Genomic DNA, 22,462 nt, shown 5'->3' with positions numbered 1-22,462 from the left:
GCGCCACAACGCATCCGGGCAGTACTTCTCTACATCACCCACGCCCGTACAACGAATGATGTTGCGCTACAACAACCCCAAATGAGATGCCGTCTTAGGGCTGGTCAGGCGCGAGCCTTCAGCCGGCGTCGCGGTGGGCCGGGGGCGGGGTGTAGCCCAGGATGGTCGGGGTCTGGCACAGGTCCAGGAGTAGGTCAAGGGATGGCCCGGCCGTGGCGATCCGAATTTGGCAACGCGGTTGGCCGTTCGTCGGGCCGAGGGCGTGCAGGGCGCGCAGGCCGGTGAGGTCGCAGAATGCGAGAGCGGAGAGGTCCAGTTCCAGGCGTTGGTCGGGGCGGCCGTCGAGGATCTCGGACAGCCGGCGGTGAAATGCGACGGCGGTGCTGACGTCGAGTTCGCCGGTGACCGCGACGCAGACGACATCGGAGCGTGGCCCCACCACGGCAACGGTGAGACGCTGTTCGGCCTGGTCGAGGTCAGACTCGCTGTCGTGTCCTGCGCTCATCGTCGCGGCTCCACGGTGAACGGCGTCGTCATGGGTCCGCCGTGGTCGAAGTGGCGGGCGGTGGCCTGCTCCTGCGCGCTCATGTCGGAGGACGTTGGTCGAGCCGTTGACTCAGTAGCAGGCGGGTGCCACTGGAATCGGTGGTGATGTCCAGACTGGTGCAGGCTCGCCGGATCACCTGTAGTCCGGACCAGCCGGCTCGCGCCGGGTCGGGGACGTGGACGCTGGACGCCTCCGGCGTGGGCATGCCGGGGCCGTGGTCGCTGATCTCGCAGCGCAGGTGGCCGTCGCGGTTCCACAACAGCAGTTGACCGTGCCCGCCCCCGTGACGCACGACGTTGATCACTGCTTCGTGCACCGCCAGCACGAATCGGTGCGAGTGATCGTCACGCAACCCCTGGCCGGTGGCGAGGGCGCGGATCTGCTCGCGCACCGGGCCCAGCGTTGTCGGGCCGAACCAGCAGGCCAACAGCACGCTGCCCGGGACCTGCGGCACCGCGATAGATGCAACCGGACTGGTTACCGGGCCCAGGTCCTCCGATCGGCCGCCGCGCCAGCCATCGGTGAAGACGCGAGGTAGATTCAAGCCGTGGCGCTCCAGGGTGAGCAACTCCGCAGCCGCGGCGGTCAACGTCGTGGCCGCCAATTGATCGGCGCTGTTCAGCGGGCCGGGGGTGTGGCGGTACAGGTCGACGGCACCCTCGTGGCGTACCCCGCCGGCGTGCAGGGGCAGCGCGAACACCGCCCGCACCCCGGCGTCCAGAGCGGCCGGAGCGAACCGCGGCCACCGCTGCCGCCATGACCCGGCCGCCAGATCGGATACCAGCACCGGCTGGCGCGCCGCGCTCGCATCCCGGCACGGCCCCTCGTCGAGGGTGAGCTGCGCGGACTCCAGCCGTGAACTGGCCGTGTCGCTGCAGAACCGGACCTGGGGAACCGTCCCGGCGGGGCCGGCCGACAGACCCACACCGGCAACGCCCGGCATCAGCGCCGCGCTCGCTCGGCACAACCCTATGACTTCCGGCCCGTAGGCGCTGACCAGGTCCCACACTCGGTCGCGATGTCCGTTACCGCGTTCATCAATCTCGCCGTCTGCTGGCTTCCGGACGAAACCGTGTGCACCAGTCATGGTGCGACCTCGTGTCTGTCTCGTCACCGCCGTGACGAATTCAGACCCGGCACCACGAACACCGGCATCCCACCGTGACAGGGGGTCCTCCGCCTCCCGACGGATTCACGCCCACGCTACCGGGACGCACGAACCTGTAACCGGCTGCGAACGTGACAATCTGCCCGGGCCGGCCCGAACGAGCGACAAGTGCTGAGGGAACGCCACCCGACCGTACAGATGCAGCGGGGATGCGCTCGGGTCGGTCGACCCGGCGCAGACCAGCCGTCACACCTCCGCACGCCCCGTCCCGACACAGGGGTCGCCGAGGGCCGTCCAGGTGGGTCGGCCGGCTCGTTCGCGCCATGTTCGACGTACGGACCGCCTGCAGGCCGCGGTCGCGGGCGGCAGGCCGGTCCCGCGACCGCAGGGCACGCAAGGCGGCATCGAACCACAGCGACTTGGCCAACTCAGGGGCCACCACGGCCGCAACACACCCGCGAGCAGGTCCCCAGCCGGTCGTATCGCTCAGCCTCGGGCGCGGCCGACCCGCCGTTGGCCGCGAGCCGTGGAGAAATCCCGGGCGCGACCGGTCTTCCCGGTCACTTCGCGGTGACCAGGTTTCGGAAAAGTGCCTCCTTGCCTGTTCACTCACGATCTCTTACGGTTTCTCAGTAACCGAAAGAGACTGTAAGAGGAGTGCGACATGGCCATCACCCTGGTGAACCCGAGCGGGCTGCCGGAGATCCCGATCTACAAGCAGGTGTCGGTGGCGACCGGCTCGAGGCTGATCCATGTGGCCGGTCAGGTGGCCTGGGATGCCGACGGAAACAACGTTGCGGTGGGCGATCTCGCCGCCCAGATCGAGCAGTGCTATCTGAACGTCGCCGCGGCTCTGGCCGGCGTTGGCGCGAGCTTCGACGACGTGGTGAAACTGACCATGCACGTGGTCGACTGGCAGCCGGAGAAGATGCCCCAGGTGATCGACGGCATCGGCCGTGCGGCGGCGAAGTTGGGTGTCACCCTCGCCGCGCCCGCTTCTTTGTTCGGCATCGTGGCTCTTGACGTGCCGGAGCACCTGGTCGAGGTGGAGGTGACAGCCGTCCTCGACTAGCGGAAGCTCTTGCGGGAAGCCTCGATGTGACCCAGATACTGCTGGGTCCAGCCGCACATGCCGTCGACCACGGCGCGTAACGCCTGTCCCGCCTCGGTGAGGTTGTAGTCGACCCGGGGCGGGATGGTGGGATGCACGGTCCGCTCGACCAGGCCGTTGCGTTCCAGCATTCGCAGATTCTGGGTGAGCATCTTGTGGCTGATGCCGCCGACCGCGTCGCGCAGCTCGCTGAAGCGCATCGTCCGCTGACCCAGGAACTCGATGATCAGGAACGCCCACTTGTTGGCGATGTCGGAAAAGATCTCCCGGGCCAGGGAGTCCGCCCGGGCAAGGTCGGCTTCCGGCGGCAAGGCACTGATCTGCTGTCGAGATCCCACCGGCACACTCTCCATCAGTTCCTTGGTAACCGCAAGAGACAATACAGCTCACGTACTCCCCGACTCTTCGCGTGTCGGCCGTACGATCTTCCGAATCTCGTGCGCGCCTGGCCAACATAGCGTCGTCACGCTGGGTGGCTGACAGTCCGCGCCGTCGCCTACCTGGACTGACCGATGTGAGCTCGTTCGATCGTGCAGGAGCGTCTGCGTATTGCTGGTCACAGGACGATTGACCTGAAGCGTGGTTCACATTCGACGATCTTGTCATGGACGCAACCATTGACCGTCAGACCGAGATCGCAGCCATCGAACAAGTCGTCGCCACCGTCACTCATGCCCAGCGCAACGAACTGGTCGGTGAGTTCGTCGCCTTGTTCCGCGAGGACGCCATCTGGACCACCGGAGCCGGCAAGCTCCTCGTGGGCCGCGACGCCATCGCCGCCTTCACCCAGCAGGTGCTGCCCGGCGCGATGAAGGATCTCATTCCTTCCTACGAGGTAGTGCATGTTCTCTTCATCCGGCCCGACGTGGCCGCGGTCAAGGTCCGCCAACGGTACTTCTCGCCGGCTGGCGAGCAGGTGACCGAGTTGGGCGAGGGCACTCCGATGTACGTGATGTCCAAGGAAAACGGCCAGTGGCGACTGACCGCCAACCAAAACACGCCGATAGCGACCAGCGCATGAAATCGCCACGACAGCGCATTGGCTCGCGGGTAGAGAGTTTGTAGGTTTCGGCGCCGGTTGCCCTCGATTCCTACCTCACGCCGCCCAGCGCTGTCGCGTTGCTGAGAGCCGCTCGACCTGTTAAACAGGGCCGGTGAGTCGTCCACGCAGTGGATGACGACGTCGGCGAGCAGGACAGCAAGCGCTCGCTGGTGAAAAGGCATGGGCTTGAGACGGTGAGAGCGGGTCATGGGGCGTAATCGTTCTGCTGCTGCGATGAACAACGCCGGCCGGATCCCACCGGTCTATCAAGCGGTCATGGCGGCGGCGGGGCCGATCGTCCGCTGGTGGGGCCGTCTCGATGTGGTGGGCTTGGACAACCTCCCGTTGCACGGCGCGACGATCGTCCCGGCCAACCACGACAGCGCGTGGGACCCGGTGGTCATCGCGTTCGCCGCCCGCCGGCATCGGCAGATCCAGGCCCTCGCCAAAGCATCGCTCTGGAAGAATCCGCTGCTCCGACGGGTGCTCGACGGGATGGGTCAGATCCCCGTCCGGCGCGGCGAGGCCGATACGCGCGCGCTGGATGCCGCGGTGCAGTGCCTTTCCGCCGGCGGCTGCCTCGGGATCTTCCCTGAAGGCAGCCGCTCACAAGGCCAGCAGTTGCGTGCCCGCAGCGGTGTCGGACGTCTCGCTCAGGCCGTGCCGCAGGCCCGCATCGTCTGCGCGGCCGTTTCCGGGACCGTAGACATCGCCCGTTTCCCACGACGCCCCCGGCTGAAGGTGACGTTCTTCGAACCCACGCCGTCGTCGCCGTCGGAATCCGCCCTGGAGTTGGCCGCACGGCTGACCGCCGAACTCCGCGCCGTCGCGCCGGTCGCAGCGGCAAGATGACACCAGCTGTCGATGGATGCGAACTGCCGTTCCGCGGTAATGGCGCCCCCGTGGATCTCCGTTGGCGAAGCTGAGCGCGTTAGGTGGCGATGTCGAACTCGATGGCAACGTCAGCGGTTAAGCCGAGCCGCGGTAGTTGAAACGGAGTGTGGGTAGTGGGAACCGTGGCGAGGAGATGAACGGGCGGCGGCCACCACCGTCGCCGGCCCGACTGAAATTGACTCGCCGCGTCAGCGGGTTGTCGATGTAATTCCTCCATGCGTATCACCGCAGAAACCGTTGCCGACGGCATCCGCGAACAGCTCTTCGCTGTCGGCGACATCCCTGGAGTGCTCTGGACGCCCGCCGAAGGCTGCGGTCCCCGTCCACTGGTCTTGATTGGGCACGGCGGCGGCCAGCACAAGAAGGGATGGGAGGTCATGTCCCGAGCCTTCCCGTACGTCACCGCTTGCGGCTTTGCGGTCGCCGCGATCGACGCGCCAGGTACCGGTGACAGGCCAGAGCATCCAGAGATCCGGCGGCTCGTTGCGCTGATCGACGAACGAAAGGCTGCGGGCGAGCCCTTCGGACCCGCGCTGCCCGCCCTCTACGAAACCGTAGCGGCAGAACTCATCCCCGACTGGCAGACCACCCTGGACGCGTTGCAGAAACTGGACTCCGTTGGCGACAGCCAGCCCGTCGGGTACTACGGCCTGTCCGCTGCCGGGGAGTCGGGCATCCGCCTTGTCGCGGCCGAACCCCGGATCACTGCTGCGGTCCTCGGCCTCATGGCGTGCGACTGGCTTCTGGACACCGCAGCGCGGATCACGATCCCGGTCGAGTACCTGCTGCAGTGGGACGATGAAGGCAATCCGCGGGACTCAGTCATGAAGCTGTTCGACGCACTCGGCTCCGTCGAGAAGACCTTGCACGCCAACCCCGGTGGCCACTTCCAGATCCCGCCTTTCGAAATCGACAGCTCGATCCGATTCTTCGCTAGGCACCTGGGCAGCGCTGGCGTACCGAGCAGTTCCTGACACTGCTGGAGCCCGTGCTGCCGCGCGGTCAGCCGCTACGCAATGCCCCTGCCCACGCCCGCCGCTAGCCCGGTCACACCTACGGCGCAGCGGTTGGGGCGAGACGCTGCCCCGAAGTGAGCCAGGTTGGCGCCTACTCGTTGATCAACTCGTGCGGCCTACCACAGCATTCAACCGGATCCTTCGCCTTACCGGAGCGACAGTGCAGTCGGCGGCGTTCACGGACCAGGGACTCGTGATAGCGCTGCGTCGGCGCAGGCGACGTCTGGTGTGCCCGTGCGGAGCGTCGACGATGGCCCGCTATGGCTCCATCCGGCAGCTGACCCCCGGATCGGAATCGTCGCGCAGAGCGAACGCCGTACCGTGACCTCTGCCTTTCGGCCGGGTGTGCTCTGTCGCCAAGCGGATCCGTGCGAGGCCGGCCGCTCCTAGGCTGATCACTCATGACGATCAAGCGGCACGCGGCCGTGGTGGCCCCGGGGGCGGGCTTCCTGCTGGGGTTTCTGGACTACCTCTGGATCAAGTATCTGCCGTCCCCGGTGGGCGATCTGGGCAACTCCCTGGCTACGTGGGCGGTCGCCGCGTTCCTGCTGACGTACCTCCACCGCTGGCGCCTGCCTGCCGGGATCGCCTCGGCGATCGTCTGCCTGGTGGTGGCGGTGCCCAGCTACTACCTGGCCGCCGCGCTGATCCAGAACGACGACTGGAGCAATCTCTACAACACGACGGCGCTGATGTGGATGGGCTTCGGCGTGGTCGCCGGTGTGGTCTTCGGTGGCGGTGGTGTGCTGGCCCGCACGTCCGGGATGCTGCGGCTGCCTGCTCTGGCTCTTCCCGCGGCGATGCTGTTCGCCGAGGGTGTGGTCAATCTCCGCCGGATCAGCGACCCGAGTTACGGGGCCGGCGAGCAAGGGGCGTACGCCTCGCTGGTCTTTGTCCTGGGTTTGTTGATCACCATGCTGGTGGGCCGCACCTGGCGTGACCGTCTCCTGGCTCTGGCCTGGTCGGTCCCGCTGACGGCGGGCGGCTGGCTGCTGCTCACCTTCGCCTCGTTCCGCTGATCAACGTCGTGGCATCGCCCCTGACTGACGAGGTCAAGATGATCACGAGAGGGTGATCGCGCTCGTGGTCGCCTATCGCACACTCAGTTGATGCAACTGCGTGAGCGGTCGCTCACGTTCGCATCCGGATCCGCCGCTGGTCGCTTGCGTTCTGAGCGCGGCGGTCCGACGGTTCGCCGTCGGCGAGCATCTCAACCTCGAACTCGCCGAGCGGATCTACGCCGCCAGCGCCGACGGTTCGCAGCTATTGAGACCTCAACTCGCGGGCGTGCTCGTCGGCGGCGGTGAGGTTGCCGAGCCGGCGGTACGCCTCGGCTGCTTGGGTTCCACGAGGCCGGCCTGGACGTAGGAGCCTCGGCATCGCGCGGCAGGGCCGGTAGGTGGCTGGCGGTAGCCGTGGAACGCTGGTGGCTGATGACCACAGCCTGTCGTCCGGGAGTGCGGATCCGCATGGTTGCTCACCGCGGAACAACCACCGGATCGCCGCACGCCGGTGTCGGGCCGGGGCGGGTAGGCCCCGGCCCAGGAGGTCAGCCGACGGTGTACGCGCGGACGATGGTGACCTGTGCGTACGCGTTCTTGGTGGTGGTGATCCGGGTGCGGAGCGCGACCGCGCCGGAGGCCGGGTTTTTGATCGTTGCGAGCCACTTGGTGCCGCTCTTGCGGACCGTGAGCGAGCGCCAGGTCTTCCCGCCGTCGAACGACACCTGGGTGGTGACGATCTTCGCGGTGACCTTGCCGAGTTTCAGGTCGACTTCCTTGTGGCGGCGATCCGGCCGGATCTCCAGCACGGTGCTGGAGCCGGGCCTGGCCCGGTTGTTCAGGTCCAGCCCGGTGGGCACCATGCGGGGCAGGATGACGTCGGCGCTGCGCGGTTTCGCCTTCGGGTCCAGCTTCATCCGGAAGATCGCCTGGACGCGTGGTGACAGCATGTCGGCCGGGTGTTTGATGCCGGGGCGGTATCGCTGGGCGTCGACCTGCAGCGTGTACCAGCCCTTGGCCTTGATCTTGGCGTTGAAGTCGGAACCCCGGCCCTCCCAGTCGGTGCGCCATTGCGACTTGACCACCTTGCGGGCGCTGTCGTAGAGCGTGACCTTGGAGCGTTGACTGGCCTCGGAGTACAGATCGTAGGCCGGGTCGGTGAACATCCGGGAGGTGTCGAACCGGAGCCTTCCGGGGTTGGAGTAGATCCGGGGCAGGCTGCGGCCCGGTCCCCAGCCGGCGTTGAAGAAGGACCGGCTGTACGACCGGCCGGCGACCAGTGTCAGGTTGCGGTTGTCGAAGCCCATCATGGCCGGATTGCCGGTGCTCTCGGTGCCCCACCAGTTCGCCGACAGCTGCCACTTGCCCGGGCTGACGTGGAAGGTGGCGACCGCCGGGGTCTGGCCGGAGAATGCCGGGATGCCGTACCCGGCGTGGCACGAGGAGGTCTCCTCGAGGCGCAGGTCGGACTGGTCACTGCCGGCCGGTCCGCGCCTGGCCACTGCTTTGACGGTGGCCAGCGATGAGGTTCGCCAGGTGCGGGTCACGCCGGCCGGCACGGTCTTGGTTGCCGCCGAGACCAGCCACACGCTGTTCGTCGTGCTGTTCGACCAGGCGGAGTTGTAAGCGAACCGCAGGCTCTTCGACCCGTTCGGGATGACGAACAGTTTGCCGGGTGTGTTCCAGGTCCCGATCTCGGTGGACGAGGACGACGAGTTGGCGCAGATCTGCGCTCGCAGCTCCTGGTAGGGCTGGCCGGCGGGAGTCTTGTCCAGGGCGACCTTGATCGCCCGGCCGCGGCGCGCGTCGATCGTGGTGGTGGTCTTGCCGGACACCTTCAGCACTCGGGCACCGAGCGTGTCGGTGCCGTCCTTGGCTGAATAGATGTTGGTCAGCACCGCGTACTTGCCCTTCTTCAGCTTCTTCGCTGTGAGGCTCGTTGCGGTGTACGCGGCGCCACTGTCCAGGCTGATCAGGCGCAACGGCGCCTTGAGCTTCGCTCCGGTGCGGTCATATGTGGTGACGGTCAGGGTGGCGGTGGCCGCCGACGCTGATCCGGTGGTGCTGAGCAGGGTGACCGGCAGCAGCGTGATGAGGGCCGCCGCCAGCACGGGAAGTCTTCGCAAAACTGTCCCCGTCTCGGTGGATGGTGAGGCGGGATCTTAACAGCGATCAAGGCCGATGGCCGATGGCTCCCGGGGCAGATGATGAGTTGGCGAAGACGTTCCGGTTGGCCGGTCACCGTGTCCTCCCGGAACCCGCCGAGCCGCCGCAGCGACTCGGCGCGGTCAGCGGGTCAGGCGCCGATCATCACGGCCTCGGACTTGTGGAGTGCCTTGAGCGCGGCGATGTAGATCTCGGAGAACGTGGGGAACGGCTGGATGACATCGCGCAACACGTCAAGCGGTACCCGGGCCCGGATGGCCAGGGTCGCTTGTTGCAGCCATTCACCGGCCTCGGGGCCGAGGGCGTACGCGCCGGTGAGCACGTCGCCGTCGCTGAGCAGGGTGAGAAAGCCGTTCGACTCGGCGTACTCCCGGGTGTAGGTCGCGGTCTTGGCGACCTCCGCGATCGGCACCGTCGCGCTGAGCGGCGCCTCGGTGGCGCCGACCGCGGCCGCCTGCGGGTCGGTGAACACGACTCGGGGCACCGCTGTGTAGTCGGCTTCGCGGGGGCGGCCGAGAATGTTGTCCGCCACCACCCGAGCCTGATATTTGCCGACGTGGGTGAGCATCCACAGGCCGGTGGCGTCGCCGACCACCCAGAGGTTGTCCGCGGCGCGCAGCCGCCGGTCGACCGGGATGCCTTTGTCGCCGGCGGTCACGCCGACGGTGTCCAGGCCGATGTCGTGCATGCGTGGGCGCCGCCCGGTCGCAACCAGCAGCCGGTCGCCGTGCAGTTCGCTGCCGTCGTCGAGGGTGAGCACGTAGTCGTCGCCGTCGCGGCGGGCGGCGCTCGCCCGCCGGCCCAGAACCAGCTCGATGCCATCGCGGCGCAGGGCCTCGCCGAGCGCTTGACCCAGCGGCGCGGGTTCGCGCGGCAGGACGCGGTCACGGTGCGAGGTGAGCACCACCTCGCCGCCCAGGCGCCGGACCGCCTGGGCCATCTCGACGCCGACCGGGCCGGCGCCGAGCACGATGAGCCGGCGCGGGACCTGCCGCATGCCGGTCGCCTCGCGGTTGGTCCAGATGCCGTCCAGGTCCCGCAGGCCGGGAACGGGCGGGATGATCGGTGCGGCGCCGTTGGCGATGACGACGTGCTCCGCGGTGTAGCGCGTACCGGCCACCTCCACCGTGCCGGGGCCGGCGAGCCGGCCGGCACCGCGCAGCAGGTCGATGCCGTTGCCGGCCAGCCACTGCTGTTGGCCCGCGTCGGAGTAGCCCGACACCATGAAGTCGCGCCAGGCGAGGGCACGTTCGACGTCGATCTCGGCGGTGGCCTGCGCCTCCCGCGCCGCCTGCACCGCCTCACCGGGCCGCAACAGGGTCTTCGACGGGATACACGCGTAGTAGGAACACTCGCCGCCGACCAGCTCCCGTTCCACCACCGCGACCCGCAGGCCGCCCGCCGCCAGGGCTCCGGCGCAGTGCTCGCCGGGTGAGCCGCCACCGATGACGATCACGTCATAGTCGCTCATCACATCTACCTCTTTCGGGTTTCACCAGGCCTGCTCGGCGGTCCGCACGAGCATCTCGTTGACGGCCACCCGGGGATCGCGGGTGACGATGTAGGCGATCGCGTCCGCGGTGGCGTCGTCGAGATGGCTCACCGGTTCGGCGCCGGGTTGCACCACGCCGACGCGTACGCGTTCCTCGACCAGTTCCTGGCGCAGCGACTCGGTGAACCCGTTGAGGCCGAACCTGGTGAGGGTGTAGACGCTGCTGCCCGGGCGCGCCACCCGCCCGGCTGTCGAGCTGACGTTCACGATGTCGGCCACCTGCCGCGGCGAGGTCATCGCGGCATCGATCAGGTGTGGCACTGCGGCATGCGTGATGTGCAGCAACGCCGACACGTTGAGCGTGACCATCCGGTCCCACTGCTCGAGCGTGGTGTGCAGGGCGGTGCCGAGCAGCATGACGCCGGCGTTGTTGACCAGGATGTCGATGCGGCCGAACCGGTCGAGGGTGTCCTGCACCGCCCGTTCGGCGTGTTCCGGGTCGGTGATGTCGGCCTCCACCGCCACCGCGTGGCCGCCCACGGCCGCGACGGCGCCGACGACCCCGTCCAGGCGGTCACGCCGGCCGGCGACCGCCGCCACCGCGGCGCCCTCCTGGGTGAGCCGGCGGACGGCGGCGGCGCCGATGCCGCTGCCGGCGCCCGTGACGAGAGCGACGGCGCCGTTCAGTGGTGTGCCGGCCATGGCTGATCAGCCGTTCGGGTCGAGCACGACACGGAAGCGGGCCTCGCCGGAGATCATCCGCTGGTACGCCTCGGCCGCCTCGCTGAGCGGGAACACCTCGTTGTACGAGCGGACGCCGTGGCGCCGCGCGAACTCGAGGTTGTCCTCGTTCTCGATCGACGTGCCGGTCAGGCTGCCGCGGACCGTGTGGCCGCCGAAGATCAGGTCAGCGGGCCGGATCTGCAGCGGTTCCGGGTCCGCGCCGACGACAACCAGCTCACCGCGCCGGCCGAGCCCAGGCACCAGCGCCGACATCGCCGACCCCGCGGCCGAGGTGGCGACGATGACGGCCGCGCCGCCGAGCTTCTGCAGGGCCGCGCCGGGGTCGGTGACTGTGCTGTCGATGAACTCGTCGGCGCCCAGTTCGGTGGCCAAGGTGGCTTTCGCGGTGCCTCGGGCGATGGCGGCGACGCGATACCCGAGGGCCTTGGCGTACTGGATTCCCAGGTGGCCGAGGCCGCCGATGCCCTGCACCGCGACCAGCGAGCCCGGGCGGGCCCGGCCGGACAGCAGCGCGTTGTACACGGTCAGCCCGGCGCACAGCAGCGGCGCCTCATTCAGCGGGTCGGTGCCGTGCGGGATCCGTACCAGGCCGGTCGCCCGGGCGTAGGTGACCTCGGCGTAGCCGCCGTCGACACCGGTGCCGGTCAGTGGCTGATCGGTGCAGTTGACGAAGTCACCGCGGCGGCACGCCTGGCAGGTGTTGTCCTGCCCGCCGAGGAACCCGACGCCGACCCGATCGCCGGCCCGCCACGAGTCGTCGACGCCGGGGCCGACGGCGCTGATCACGCCGATGATCTCGTGGCCGGGCACGAGAGGCGTCTGTGGATCCGCCCGCAGGCCGTCGACGGCGAGTTCGTCGGTGCGGCAGACCCCGCAGGCCTCGACCTCGATGCGTACCTGGCCGGGTGCCGGCTCGCGCCGTTCCCGCTGCACCAGGTCGAACCGGCGGTGACCGGTGACGGTCATCGCCCGGTACGTGTCGTCGCTCATCGCGGCAGCTCGCTTCCGGCTTGTTCCCGCACGATGTAGTCGGCGTACCAGTCCGGCCAGTCCGGGTCCTCGGCGCCGATGCGCGCCTCGTGTTCGCCGTGCGCCGCGGCGGCGCGGCGCAGCGCGGCGGCCAGGTCGCTGGTGGAGGAGAAGGTTGTGGCGGCCGGGTCGACTCGGCCGGGCAGCCGGGTGGTCACCTCCTGCAGCAGCCAGCCGTTGCCGTCCGGGTCGCTGAACGACAAGAACGAGCCGTAGCTGTTGCGCTGCGGGTCCGCGCCCGGCACGCGGGCGTCGGTGCCGGCGTGGTGGAAGATGCCGCCGGCGTCGTGGAAGACCTCGCTGGGGTCGGCGCCGAGCCGTTTGAGTTCGTCGTGGGCGGCGTCGATGTCGCTGACGATCAGGTGTAGCCCCTGCGCCGACCCCGGGGCCTGGTCGGTGACCGAGATGCCGAAGATGACCGAGGCCGGGGATCCGGGCGGGGTCACCTGGACCACCCGGAAGGTGTCGCTGGTGGCGATGTCGGCGTCGAGGCGCCAGCCCAATGCGGTGTAGAAGTCCTTGGCCCGGCCGACGTCCGACACCGGGATCACGACGACTTCCAGCTTCATGTCCATGACTCGTGCCTCCTGCGCTCGTGTTGTTCCGCTTGCCTTCGAGCCTGTCGGTCCCGGGCCCCGGTGATACCCGTGAGACTCCCTGGCCCCTGGCCGCCAGGGACTGCCACGGGTGTGTACCGGCACCGCGCAGCTCGATGGTGGAGGCGGACAGGAGGGGGCTGACATGGAGTTTCTGGTGACCATGACGACCAAGGTGCCCACCGGCACCACACCGGCCGAGGTGGCCGACATGCGAGCCCGCGAGGCTCTGCACACCCGTGCCCTGGCCGGCACGGGACGGATCCTGCGGTTGTGGCGCCCGCCGCTGGCGCCGGGGGAGTGGCGCTCGATCGGCCTGTTCGCGGCGACCGGCGCGGAGGAGCTCGAAGCGACACTGATAGCGATGCCGCTGCGGGTCTGGCGCAGCGACGAGGTGACGCCGTTGGGCGCCTTCCCCAACGATCCCGGGCCCGGCCGGGTGCCGGTGTCCGCGGGGGCCCGCGACTTCCTCGTCCATTTCAAGATCAGAATTCCGCGGGGTACGAGCCAGGAGGACGCCGAGGAACGGTTCGCGCTGGAGGCACAGCGGGCTCGGGAGTTGGCGGCCGGCGGATGGCTGCTGCGGCTGTGGACGGTTCCGGGTGGGTCGCTGGGCCACTGGCGGGCGAGGAACGCGTACCACCTGCGCGGGCTGCTGAGCACGCTGCCACTGGCCGACTGGTTGACCACCGAGATCGTGCCGCTGACCCGGCACCCCAGTGACCCGGGAATCGAGGTGGCGACGGATGATCGCGCTGCGTAGCCGGGCCGGGTGGGCGCTGATCGCCGCCACGGTGCTCGCGTCGGCGGTCGGGTTCGTCGACGCCTACATGATCAATGTTGCGGTGCCGGCGATCGGCGCCGACCTGCGGGCGAGCGTGAGCGAGCTGCAGTGGGTGGTCACCGGCTATCTGGTCACGGTGGCCGCGCTGCTGTTGCTCGCCGGGGCGCTGGCCGACCACTTCGGCCGGCGGCGGGTGCTGGCCGCGGGGCTGCTGCTGATGCTGGCCGCCTCGCTCGCCTGTGCCGCCGCCCCGAACGTGGCTGCGCTGATCGCGGCCCGGCTGGTGCAGGGTGCGGGCGGCGCCCTGGTGGTGCCGAGCAGTCTCGCGCTGCTCAACGGGACGCTGCGCGGTCCGGACCGGGCGCGGGGTATCGGGATCTGGGCCGGCGTCTCCACGCTCGGCACGACGCTCGGCCCGTACGGCGCGGGCTGGTTGGTCGACCACGCGTCGTGGCGCTACGTGTTCCTGCTCAACGTGCCGCTGATCGTCGCGGCGCTGTGGCTGCTGCGTCAGGTGCCCGACACGGACCTGGAACGGCGGCCGCTGTCGGTGGACATTGTCGGCGCTCTGCTCGCCGTGGCCGGGCTCGGCGGCGTCATCTACGCGCTCACCGCGGGACCGGACATGGGGTGGGCGACCGCTCCGGTGCTGGCGTCGGCGGTGCTCGGGCTGGGATGCCTGGCCGCGCTGATCCCGGTCGAGCGGCGGCTGCGAGTGCCGATGCTGCGCCCGCAGCTGTTCCGGTCGCGGCCGTTCGTGGCGATCAACGCGGCGACTGTGCTGTTCTACGGAGCGCTCGCCGCCGCCAGCTACCTGATCGTCCTGCAGTGCCAGCTGCGGCTGGGCTACAGCGCCACCGAGGCGGGTGCGGCACTGATCCCGGAGTCGGTGGTCTTCCTGGTGGTCTCACCGCTGGCCGGCGGGCTGGTGGCCCGGGTCGGCACCCGCTGGCCGATGGCCACGGGCATCCTGCTCGTCGCGGCCGCGCTCGCCTGGCTGTCCTCGGTGCGGCCCGGAGACCCGTACGCCGAAGTGATCCTGCCGGGCGCCCTGCTGTGGGGCCTCGGGCTCGGACTGGCGGTCACGCCGCTGACCGCCGGGGTGCTCGCCGCCGTCGACGACAGCGACCTCGGCGAGGCGTCGGCGATCAACGACGCCGCGTCCCGGGTCGGCGGCGTGGTGCTGGTCGGCCTGGTGCCGGTGCTGCTCGGGGTGAGCGGCGCCCCGGACCTGGGCGGGCCGCTCGCCGCCAACTACCGCTTCGCGATGCTCGTGCTGGCCGCGCTCACCGCAGCGGCCGCCCTGCTCACCGCCCTCTTCGTGCCCAGCAACCGCCGCGGGCAGCCATTGGTTCCCAACCCCCGGGTGCACGCCTGCGCGGTATCGGAAGACCTCGTGACGGAAGGAGCAATGAGATGACCACCCTGTCCGGAAGCACCGTCGTCGTCCTCGGCGGATCCTCGGGCATCGGGCTGGCGACCGCCCGCCAGGCCCGAGCGGCCGGAGCGAAGGTCGTGGTCACCGGCCGCGACGAGGGCCGCCTGAAAGCGGTCCGCGACGAGCTCGGCGCCGCGACAGCGGCCCTCGACCTCGCGGACACCGGCGGGCTGAGCCGGTTCTTCGCCGGGCTGCCGGCGCCGGTCGACCACGTATTGCTCAGCGGCAGCGGCCCGGTCTACGCACCGATCCTCGAGATGGACTTCGAGGTGGCCCGCGGCTCGCTCGACGCGCATCTGCTCGGCGCCCTGCGGGTGGCCCGCGAGTGCGCCGGCCGCGTCCGACCGGGCGGGTCGCTCACCCTCATCTCCGGAACCGGTGCCCGCCGTCCCGGTCGTGGCTACATCCTCGCGGCCATCGGCACCGCCGGGCTGGCGGCGATCACCACGAACGCCGCCCTCGAACTCGCCCCGCTGCGGATCAACTCGGTCGCCGCCGGCTTCGTCGACACGCCGCTGTCGGCCCGGCTGCTCGGCGACCAGATCGAGCAGCGCCGCGAGCAGCTACGCACGACGCTGCCGATCGGACGGGTCGTCGGCCCGGCCGATGTGGCCGCCCTGATCCTGCACCTGATGGTCAACGACGCCCTGACCGGTGCCACCTACGACGTCGACGGCGGCCAGCAACTCACCTGACCGCCCGCCCACCACAGAAGGAGAACTGATCACCATGACCGATCGACGAGGTTTCCTCGGGATCGCCGCCGGGGCAGTGGCCGCCACCCAGCTCGGGGTGTCCCTGCCGGCGCAGGCGGCGACCGGCACCCCGGCCGGCGTCCGCCCGTTCCGCATCAAGGTTCCGCAGCGGCAGATCAACGATCTGCGGGAGCGGCTGCGGATGACCCGCTGGCCCGACCGGGAGACGGTCCGCGACCGTTCCCAGGGCGCCCAGCTGCACAAACTCCGGCCGCTGGTCGAGCACTGGGGCCGCGGCTACGACTGGCGCGACGCCGAGGCACGGCTCAACGCCCTGCCGCAGTTCATCACCGCGCTGGACGGGCTGGACATCCAGTTCGCGCACATCCGCTCGCCGCACCGCGACGCCCTGCCACTGCTGATGACGCACGGCTGGCCCGGCTCGATCGTCGAGCTGCTGAAGGTCATCGGCCCGCTGACCAACCCGACCGCACACGGCGGGCGTGCCGATGACGCGTTCCACCTGGTCCTGCCGACGCTGCCCGGTTACGGCTTCTCCGGCAACCCGGCCGCTCCGGGCTGGAACCCGCCCCGGGTGGCGAAGGCCTTCCACCAGCTCATGCTCCGCCTCGGCTACTCCCGGTACGTCTCACAGGGCGGCGACTGGGGCGCGATCATCTCCGAGGTGCTCGCGACGCAGAAACCCGCCGGACTCCTCGGCATCCACATCAACATGCCCGGCACCGTGCCGCCGGACATCCTGCGCCACCTGCGCAACTTCGACCCCGCACCAGCGACGCTGTCCGAGCGGGAGAAGATCGCCTACGACCGGCTGCTGCACTTCTACCGGGACGGTTTCGGCTACGCGGCGATGATGAACCAGAGCCCGCAGACGATCGGCTACGCCCTCGCCGACTCGCCCGTCGCGATGGCGGCCTACTACTACGACAAGATCGCCGAGTGGACCGACAGCGGCGGTGAGCCGGAGAAGGTCTTGACCTACGACGAGATACTCGACGCCATCTCGCTGTACTGGCTGACCAACACGGGCGCGTCGTCGTCGCGGCTCTACTGGGAGGGCTCGCAAGCCGGCGGCGGCCCGTTCAACGCCGTGCCGATTCCGGATCTGCCGGTCGCCGTGACCGTGTTCCCGGCCGAGATCTACCGCGCACCGCGCAGCTGGGGCGAGAAGACCTTCGGCAACATCATCCACTGGAACGAGGTCGACCGGGGCGGCCACTTCGCCGCCTGGGAACAGCCGAAGATCTTCACCCGGGAGATCCGCGCCGCCTTCCGGTCGCTGCGCTGAGCGCTGTCTGCCGGATAGCGGTCGCTGCGCTAACCGCTGTCCGGCAGGACGTCGCGCAGCTGGCGTCGCGAGTCGATGCCGAGCTTGCCGAAGACGCTGCGCAGGTGCCATTCGACGGTGCGGGGGCTGATGAACAGCCGGGCGCCGACCTCCGGATTGGACAGCCCGGCGCGCACCAGTAGGGCGATCTGGCGTTCCTGGGCGGTCAGCTCGTCACCGGCGCCGCTGCCGGCGGCCCGCTTGCGGACACTCTCACCGGTGGCCAGCAGCTCCCGGCGGGCACGCTCGGCGAACCCGTCCATGCCGATCGAGACGAACATGTCGTACGCGGTCCGCAGCTGCTCCCGGGCCTCGATCCGGCGCCGGAGGCGGCGCAGCCACTCCCCGTACAACAGGTGGGCCCGGGCCAGGTCGGGACGCATCCGGGTCCGGCCGAGGAGTTCGATCGCCTCCCGGTAGCGGGACTCGTCGCCGTGCACCAGAGCCTGGCTGCGCGCCTGCAGCCCGGCCGCGCAGTCGGTGCCGGACGGCTGGGTCGTCTCCACGAGCCGGTCGAGAGCCTCCCGGGCGATCCGCTCCTCACCGGTGCGGACGGCCGCCTCGACCAGCTCGGGCAGCAGATAGACCGAGTTCCACGGATCCCACCGCTGCTCGGCGTCGCGGGCGAACCGCAGCGCCTCCGGATAGCGCGCCAGACCGTTGTAGAGCACCGTGCCCGCCCAGCAGGCGCCGGTCAGTCCGGTGCCGAGGCCGGTCGCCTCGGCGTCGCGCAGCGTGTCGGTGATCAGCGCGACGGTCTCCGGCTCCCGGCCACGTAGGGCGAGCAGGCGCAACGTGGCGTACGGCGGGTACGCCTCCCGCCCGGTCGCCTCGTTGATCATCTCGATCTCCTCGACGGCCGCGGCCGCCTCGTCGAGGTCACCGGTCCAGATCAGGGCGTAGCCGAGGTTGACGAGGTGTTCCGGCAGGCTCTGCAGGGCGCCGGCCTCGCGTACCAGGGCCAGCTGCCGGGTGCTGACCCGCAACAGGCCGTCCAGGTCCCAGCGCCCGGCGAACGCGGCGGACGCGACCCGGCCCCACCGCATCACCTCCGCGACGGGCAGATCGACGATGGCGACCGAGGCCTGCCGCAGCGACTCCACCGCGGCGCTCCGTTCGCCCGCGGCGAGCCCGGCCACGCCGTCGATCAGCAGGCCCAGCGGATCGTCGCCGGGCGGCGGCAGGATCTCGCGTACGGCGTGCGACACCGCCACGATGGTGTTCCGGTCGCCGGTGCTGCTCGCGATGGCCCACGCGTGCAGGCTGGTCTCCCGGGCGAGCGCGGGACTGGCGGCCACGAACTGCCGGGCCGCCTCGAGCATCAGCGGGATCGCTGCGGAGCTGCGCCCGGAGGCGTACTCCATCTGGCCGCGCAGCGCGGCGACCCGGCCGTTCTGCAGGGCGTCGAGCGGCTGGGAGCCGAGCGCTTCGACCAGCCGGCGGGCGTCGTTGAACTCCCCGGCGCCCAGGCTGGCCTCGGCGGCGGCCAGCATCCGGTCGGTGCGGTGCGCCGGATCCGCGGTGAGCGCCACCGAGCGTTGCAGGAAGGCCGCGGCCGCGGCCAGCCCCCCGCGGGCCTGCGCGCGCCCGGCGGACCGTTGCAGCTCGGCGGCCACCGACTCGTCCGGTCCGGCCGCGGCCGCCGCGCGGTGCCAGGCCCGCTGCTCCGGTGCGTTCTTCGCATCGGTGACCTCGGCCAGGGCCAGGTGTACGGCCCGGCGGTCGATAGTCTCCGCGGCCCGGTAGGCCGCCGAGCGCACCAGCGGATGCCGGAAGGTGACCCGCTCGCCGAACGACAGGAACTCGTCGATGTCGCCGACGGCGAGGGACAACCCGAGCCGTGCTGCCGCGCCGCGGACCAGGTCCGGGTCGCCGACCGGTTCGGCGGACGCCAGCAGGAGCAGCAGCCGGGCCGGCGCCGGCAGTTCCCGGATCCGTTGCCGGAACGTCTCCTCGATCCGGTTGGGCAGCGCGTCGGCGTTGATCAGGCCGAGCCCGCCGGCCATCTGCGTGGTGGTCAGCCCTTGCGGCAGCTCGATCAGGGCGAGCGGGTTGCCGTGGGTCTCCGCGACGATCCGGTCGCGGATGTGCCGGTCGAGGCGGGCGGGTGAGATCGCGTCGAGCAGGGCGTAGGCGTCGGGGTCGCGCAGGGCGGTGACTTCCAGACCGGGCAGCCCGCGCAGCTCCGGCCCCGGCACACGGACGCCGAAGAGCAGACCGACCGACTCGGCGAGCAGCCGGCGCGCGACGAAGCCGAGAACCTGCGCCGAGGCCCGGTCCACCCAGTGCATGTCGTCGATCAGGCAGAGCAGCGGGCCGTCCTCGGACGCGTCGGACAGCAGGTCGAGCAGCGCCAGCCCGACCAGGAACTGATCGGGGGTGGCGCCGGCCCGCATCCGGAACACCGTCTCCAGCGCTTCGCGCCGGCCGGGCGCCAGGTTCGCCAGGTTCGCCAGCCGGTCGAGCAGCGGCAGGCACAGCTGATGCAGGGTGGCGAACGCGAGCTCCATCTCCGACTCGACGCCGGCAGCGCGCAGCACGCGCGTGCCGGTGGCGGCATCCCGGGCGTACGCGAGCAGCGCGGTCTTGCCGATACCGGCCCCGCCGTGCACGACGAGCACCCGGCTCTCGCCGCTGCGCACCGCGCTGATCATTTCGTCGAGGCGGGCGCGTTCGGCGTCGCGGCCGAGCAGCTCGGGACGTGACTGTCTCATCTCGTCACCTCCTCGGCGGGCGGCAGCACGTCACGCAACTGGCGGCGGGAACTGACGGCGAGCTTGGCGAAGATGCCGCGCAGGTGCCATTCGACGGTGCGCGGGCTGATGAACAGCCGGGCGGCGACCTCGGGGTTGGACAGACCGTCGCGCACCAGCAGCGCGATCTGGCGTTCCTGGGCGGTCAGCTCGTCGCCGGAGGTGGCCTCGGCGGTGCGTTTGCGGACGCTCTCCCCGGTGGCGACCAGCTCGCGGCGGGCCCGTTCGGCGAAGGCCTCCATGCCGATCGACACGAACATCTCGTACGCGGTACGCAGCTGCTCGCGTGCCTCGGCGCGTTGCCGGCGCCGGCGCAGCCATTCGCCGTACAGCAGGTGGGCCCGGGCCGTGTCGGGCCGCATCCGGGTCAGGCCGAGCCGCTCGATCGCCTCCCGGTAGAGGTCCTCGGCGGCGCTGTCCTCGGCCAGCAGGGCACGGCAGCGTGCTTCCAAGCCGGCCGGGAAGTCCGCTGGGAACGGGCGCGTGGTCGCGACCAGCCGCTCGAGCGCGTTGCGGGCGACCCGGTCGTCACCGGCACGGCTGGCCGCCTCGACCAGTTCGGGAAGGATCCAGGTGGAGCCGATCGGCTCCCACTTCTGCTCGGCGGCCCGGGCGGAGCGCATCGCCTCCGGATAGCGGGCCAGGCCGTTGCAGAGCAGCGCGCTCGCCCAGTGCGCGGTCGTCACCCCTGATCCGAAACCGGTGGCCGCGGCGGTTTCCAGGGTGGCCGTCACCAGCTCGGTGGTTTCCGCCTCGCGGCCGCGCAACGCCAGCAGGTGCAGGTTGATGTAGGGCGGGATCGGGTTTCCGGTTGCCTCCGCGACCAGCCTGCTCTCCGCGATGGCGGCGGCGGCCTGTTCGAACTCGCCGGCCCAGGTGAGGGCGTAACCGAGGCCGGTGAGGTTGTAGGGCAGCGCCTGCAGGGCGCCGGCCTCACGGACGAGCCGGACCTGCCGGACGCAGGCGGCGCGCAGGGCTTCGAAGTCCCAGATGCCGCCGTAAACGACGGTGGACTGCCATCCCCAGCGCACCACCTCGGAGACCGGCATGTCGCTGATGCGTTCCGCGGCCTCCCGCAGCGTGGTGGCCGAGGCGTCCCAACCCTCGGTGACCAGCAGCGCCATCCCGTCGAGGACCAGGTCCAGCGCACTGTGGGTCTCGTCGGCCGGCACGCTGCGGACCGCGCGGGCGACGGCCACGAACCCCTCCCGGTCGGCGTTGACGGTCGCCATGCCCCAGGCGTTCAGCAACGTCTCCCGAGCCAGTCGCGGGTGCGTGGGAGCGAGTCGGCTGGCCGCGTCCAGCAGCAGTGGAATCGCGGAGCCGCCGGCTCCGGAGGCGAACGCGATCTGGCCTTCCAGGACACCGGCACGGCCGCTCTGCGGTCCGTCGAGCGGCCGGGAATCCAGGGCCCGGAGCAGTCGGCGGACGTCGTCGAACTCGCCGGCGCGCAGGCTCGCCTCCGCAGCGGCCAGCATCCGTTCGGTGCGCCGCAGTGGGTCGCCGGTCAGCGCGACCGACCGTTGCAGGAACGCGGCGGCCGCGGCGAGACCACCCCGGGACTGCGCGCGGCCGGCGGACTGCTCGAGCTCGTCGGCGACCGACTCGTCGGGTCCGACGGCCGCGGCCGCGCGGTGCCAGGCGCGCCGTTCCGGTGCGGTGTGCGGATCGGTGACCTCGGCCAGTGCCAGGTGGGCGGCACGGCGGTCGGCGGGATCCGCCGCCCGGTAGACGGCCGAGCGCACGAGCGGATGCCGGAAGGTGACCCGTTCGTCGATGGTGAGCAGGTCGTCGACCGCTGTCGCGGCGGGCACACCGAGCTGCCGGGCCGCACTGCGGACCAGATCCGGATCGCCGACCGAGTCGGCGGCCGCGACCAGCAGCAGCGTGCGGGCCGATGCGGGAAGGTCGCGGATGCGGTTGAGAAAGCTCTCCTCGATCCGGCCGGGCAGGGTGTCCGCGTCGAGAAGGCCGAGGCCACCGGCCATCTGGGTCATGGTGAGTCCGCGGGGCAGCTCGATCAGAGCGAGCGGATTGCCGTGCGTCTCGGCCACGATCCGGTCGCTGATGCGCTGGTCGAGCCGGGTGCGGGTGGCCGAGCGGAGCAGCAGGTGCGCGTCGGCGTTGCTCAGCCCGGTGACTTCCAGCTCCGGCAGGCCTTTCCAGTCCGGTCCGATCGGTTGGCGAGTGCCGAGGATCAGGCCGATCGACTCGGCGAGCAACCGGCGGGCGACGAAGCCGAGCACCTGCGCCGAGGCCCGGTCCAGCCATTGGGTGTCGTCGACCAGGCAGAGCAGGGGCTGCTGCTCGGATGCGTCGGAGAGCAGGTTGAGCACGGCTAGGCCGACCAGGAACGGGTCGGGAGGAGTGCCGGCGCGCATCCGGAAGACCGTCTCGAGCGCTTCGCGCCGGGGCACGGGCAGGTGGTCCAGCCGGTCGAGCAGGGGCAGGCAGATCTGGTGCAGTGCGGCGAAAGCGAGTTCCATCTCGGACTCGACCCCGGCCGCGCGGAGCACCCGTAGATCGCCGGCGGCCCGCTCCGCGTAGTCGATCAGTGCGCTCTTGCCGACCCCGGGCGCGCCGTGCACCACCAGGACGCGGCTCTCGCCGTTTCGCAGAGCCTTGACCAGATCGTCGAATGCGGCTCGTTCGGTCTCTCGATCGACGAACAGCTGCTGGTGCACATGATCCCCCCGAA

At 70.4% G+C, this 22,462-nt stretch carries 19 protein-coding genes; 9 read left to right on the top strand and 10 right to left on the bottom strand.

Going from position 1 to position 22,462, the window contains the following annotated elements:
* Window positions 1–118: 118 nt before the first annotated feature.
* Together AB0F81_RS05085 and AB0F81_RS05080 are read right to left on the bottom strand one after the other, a co-directional pair.
* The gene (locus AB0F81_RS05085) at window positions 119–505 is read right to left on the bottom strand and encodes an STAS domain-containing protein (RefSeq protein WP_360191142.1); all 387 of its coding nucleotides are present in this window, start codon (window positions 503–505) and stop codon (window positions 119–121) included.
* Between the two features lie 79 nt (window positions 506–584).
* Window positions 585–1,490, bottom strand: a complete 906-nt coding sequence (locus tag AB0F81_RS05080) for an ATP-binding protein (protein WP_360191139.1) — start codon at window positions 1,488–1,490, stop codon at window positions 585–587.
* 829 nt (window positions 1,491–2,319) lie between these two features.
* Here AB0F81_RS05080 and AB0F81_RS05075 point away from each other — a divergent pair.
* Window positions 2,320–2,727, top strand: a complete 408-nt coding sequence (locus AB0F81_RS05075; protein ID WP_360191136.1) for a RidA family protein — start codon at window positions 2,320–2,322, stop codon at window positions 2,725–2,727.
* On the opposite strand, the gene AB0F81_RS05070 is transcribed toward AB0F81_RS05075, so the two are convergent.
* Window positions 2,724–3,104: a helix-turn-helix domain-containing protein gene (locus AB0F81_RS05070; protein ID WP_360191133.1), complete on the bottom strand. Its 381-nt coding sequence runs from the start codon at window positions 3,102–3,104 to the stop codon at window positions 2,724–2,726. The two genes, AB0F81_RS05075 and AB0F81_RS05070, sit on opposite strands and share 4 nt — an antisense overlap.
* A gap of 266 nt (window positions 3,105–3,370) precedes the next feature.
* Between AB0F81_RS05070 and AB0F81_RS05065 the strand changes: the two genes are divergently transcribed.
* The 4 genes from AB0F81_RS05065 to AB0F81_RS05050 all read left to right on the top strand — a co-directional run bounded on the left by AB0F81_RS05065 (window position 3,371) and on the right by AB0F81_RS05050 (window position 6,737).
* Window positions 3,371–3,787, top strand: coding sequence for an SgcJ/EcaC family oxidoreductase (locus tag AB0F81_RS05065; RefSeq protein ID WP_360191130.1), 417 nt, complete (start codon window positions 3,371–3,373; stop codon window positions 3,785–3,787).
* A 255-nt stretch (window positions 3,788–4,042) separates the two neighbouring features.
* The gene (locus tag AB0F81_RS05060) at window positions 4,043–4,660 is read left to right on the top strand and encodes a lysophospholipid acyltransferase family protein (protein WP_360191128.1); all 618 of its coding nucleotides are present in this window, start codon (window positions 4,043–4,045) and stop codon (window positions 4,658–4,660) included.
* A gap of 257 nt (window positions 4,661–4,917) precedes the next feature.
* A complete protein-coding gene (locus AB0F81_RS05055; protein ID WP_360191125.1) occupies window positions 4,918–5,676 on the top strand; it encodes an alpha/beta hydrolase in 759 nt (252 codons plus the stop codon).
* A 443-nt stretch (window positions 5,677–6,119) separates the two neighbouring features.
* A complete protein-coding gene (locus AB0F81_RS05050; RefSeq protein ID WP_360191122.1) occupies window positions 6,120–6,737 on the top strand; it encodes a DUF6518 family protein in 618 nt (205 codons plus the stop codon).
* Window positions 6,738–7,267: 530 nt separating this feature from the next.
* On the opposite strand, the gene AB0F81_RS05045 is transcribed toward AB0F81_RS05050, so the two are convergent.
* From AB0F81_RS05045 to AB0F81_RS05025, 5 genes are all read right to left on the bottom strand, one after another.
* Window positions 7,268–8,845, bottom strand: coding sequence for a hypothetical protein (locus AB0F81_RS05045; RefSeq protein ID WP_360191119.1), 1,578 nt, complete (start codon window positions 8,843–8,845; stop codon window positions 7,268–7,270).
* A gap of 170 nt (window positions 8,846–9,015) precedes the next feature.
* Entirely contained in the window at window positions 9,016–10,356 is a 1,341-nt protein-coding gene (locus tag AB0F81_RS05040) for an NAD(P)/FAD-dependent oxidoreductase (RefSeq protein ID WP_360191116.1), read from the bottom strand.
* Window positions 10,357–10,377: 21 nt separating this feature from the next.
* Window positions 10,378–11,079 (bottom strand): SDR family NAD(P)-dependent oxidoreductase, encoded by a 702-nt coding sequence (locus AB0F81_RS05035; protein WP_360191113.1) that lies wholly within the window; start codon window positions 11,077–11,079, stop codon window positions 10,378–10,380.
* Between the two features lie 6 nt (window positions 11,080–11,085).
* Window positions 11,086–12,111: an alcohol dehydrogenase catalytic domain-containing protein gene (locus tag AB0F81_RS05030; protein ID WP_360191110.1), complete on the bottom strand. Its 1,026-nt coding sequence runs from the start codon at window positions 12,109–12,111 to the stop codon at window positions 11,086–11,088.
* Window positions 12,108–12,725, bottom strand: a complete 618-nt coding sequence (locus AB0F81_RS05025) for a VOC family protein (protein ID WP_360191107.1) — start codon at window positions 12,723–12,725, stop codon at window positions 12,108–12,110. The genes AB0F81_RS05030 and AB0F81_RS05025 overlap by 4 nt, the downstream gene beginning before the upstream one ends.
* Before the next feature lie 166 nt (window positions 12,726–12,891).
* Between AB0F81_RS05025 and AB0F81_RS05020 the strand changes: the two genes are divergently transcribed.
* From AB0F81_RS05020 to AB0F81_RS05005, 4 genes are read left to right on the top strand one after another with little or no spacing between them, the layout of a single operon-like run.
* Window positions 12,892–13,509, top strand: a complete 618-nt coding sequence (locus tag AB0F81_RS05020; protein ID WP_360191104.1) for a muconolactone Delta-isomerase family protein — start codon at window positions 12,892–12,894, stop codon at window positions 13,507–13,509.
* Window positions 13,493–14,950: an MFS transporter gene (locus AB0F81_RS05015; RefSeq protein ID WP_360191101.1), complete on the top strand. Its 1,458-nt coding sequence runs from the start codon at window positions 13,493–13,495 to the stop codon at window positions 14,948–14,950. Before AB0F81_RS05020 ends, AB0F81_RS05015 begins: the two co-directional genes overlap by 17 nt.
* Window positions 14,947–15,663: an SDR family oxidoreductase gene (locus AB0F81_RS05010; protein ID WP_360191098.1), complete on the top strand. Its 717-nt coding sequence runs from the start codon at window positions 14,947–14,949 to the stop codon at window positions 15,661–15,663. The genes AB0F81_RS05015 and AB0F81_RS05010 overlap by 4 nt, the downstream gene beginning before the upstream one ends.
* 34 nt (window positions 15,664–15,697) lie before the next feature.
* Window positions 15,698–16,972, top strand: a complete 1,275-nt coding sequence (locus AB0F81_RS05005) for an epoxide hydrolase (protein ID WP_360191095.1) — start codon at window positions 15,698–15,700, stop codon at window positions 16,970–16,972.
* 29 nt (window positions 16,973–17,001) lie between these two features.
* On the opposite strand, the gene AB0F81_RS05000 is transcribed toward AB0F81_RS05005, so the two are convergent.
* Both AB0F81_RS05000 and AB0F81_RS04995 read right to left on the bottom strand, forming a co-directional pair.
* Window positions 17,002–19,725, bottom strand: coding sequence for an AAA family ATPase (locus AB0F81_RS05000; protein ID WP_360191092.1), 2,724 nt, complete (start codon window positions 19,723–19,725; stop codon window positions 17,002–17,004).
* Window positions 19,722–22,448 (bottom strand): AAA family ATPase, encoded by a 2,727-nt coding sequence (locus AB0F81_RS04995; RefSeq protein WP_360191089.1) that lies wholly within the window; start codon window positions 22,446–22,448, stop codon window positions 19,722–19,724. Before AB0F81_RS04995 ends, AB0F81_RS05000 begins: the two co-directional genes overlap by 4 nt.
* Window positions 22,449–22,462 lie beyond the last annotated feature (14 nt).

Source organism: Actinoplanes sp. NPDC024001 (assembly GCF_040638955.1).
Classification (GTDB): domain Bacteria; phylum Actinomycetota; class Actinomycetes; order Mycobacteriales; family Micromonosporaceae; genus Actinoplanes.
The sequence above is the reverse complement of the archived record's forward strand: the minus strand, read 5'-3'. Positions and strand labels throughout refer to the sequence as shown.

Bases quoted from the DNA above. Each gene is read 5' to 3' on its own strand.
- AB0F81_RS05085 (WP_360191142.1), bottom strand. From the start codon at position 505: ATGAGCGCAGGACACGACAGCGAGTCTGACCTCGACCAGGCCGAACAG.
- AB0F81_RS05055 (WP_360191125.1), top strand. From the start codon at position 4,918: ATGCGTATCACCGCAGAAACCGTTGCCGACGGCATCCGCGAACAGCTC.
- AB0F81_RS05030 (WP_360191110.1), bottom strand. From the start codon at position 12,111: ATGAGCGACGACACGTACCGGGCGATGACCGTCACCGGTCACCGCCGG.
- AB0F81_RS05015 (WP_360191101.1), top strand. From the start codon at position 13,493: ATGATCGCGCTGCGTAGCCGGGCCGGGTGGGCGCTGATCGCCGCCACG.
- AB0F81_RS05065 (WP_360191130.1), top strand. From the start codon at position 3,371: ATGGACGCAACCATTGACCGTCAGACCGAGATCGCAGCCATCGAACAA.
- AB0F81_RS05005 (WP_360191095.1), top strand. From the start codon at position 15,698: ATGACCGATCGACGAGGTTTCCTCGGGATCGCCGCCGGGGCAGTGGCC.
- AB0F81_RS05000 (WP_360191092.1), bottom strand. From the start codon at position 19,725: ATGAGACAGTCACGTCCCGAGCTGCTCGGCCGCGACGCCGAACGCGCC.
- AB0F81_RS05060 (WP_360191128.1), top strand. From the start codon at position 4,043: ATGAACAACGCCGGCCGGATCCCACCGGTCTATCAAGCGGTCATGGCG.
- AB0F81_RS05020 (WP_360191104.1), top strand. From the start codon at position 12,892: ATGGAGTTTCTGGTGACCATGACGACCAAGGTGCCCACCGGCACCACA.
- AB0F81_RS05035 (WP_360191113.1), bottom strand. From the start codon at position 11,079: ATGGCCGGCACACCACTGAACGGCGCCGTCGCTCTCGTCACGGGCGCC.
- AB0F81_RS05025 (WP_360191107.1), bottom strand. From the start codon at position 12,725: ATGGACATGAAGCTGGAAGTCGTCGTGATCCCGGTGTCGGACGTCGGC.
- AB0F81_RS05075 (WP_360191136.1), top strand. From the start codon at position 2,320: ATGGCCATCACCCTGGTGAACCCGAGCGGGCTGCCGGAGATCCCGATC.
- AB0F81_RS05010 (WP_360191098.1), top strand. From the start codon at position 14,947: ATGACCACCCTGTCCGGAAGCACCGTCGTCGTCCTCGGCGGATCCTCG.
- AB0F81_RS05080 (WP_360191139.1), bottom strand. From the start codon at position 1,490: ATGCCGGGCGTTGCCGGTGTGGGTCTGTCGGCCGGCCCCGCCGGGACG.
- AB0F81_RS05050 (WP_360191122.1), top strand. From the start codon at position 6,120: ATGACGATCAAGCGGCACGCGGCCGTGGTGGCCCCGGGGGCGGGCTTC.
- AB0F81_RS05040 (WP_360191116.1), bottom strand. From the start codon at position 10,356: ATGAGCGACTATGACGTGATCGTCATCGGTGGCGGCTCACCCGGCGAG.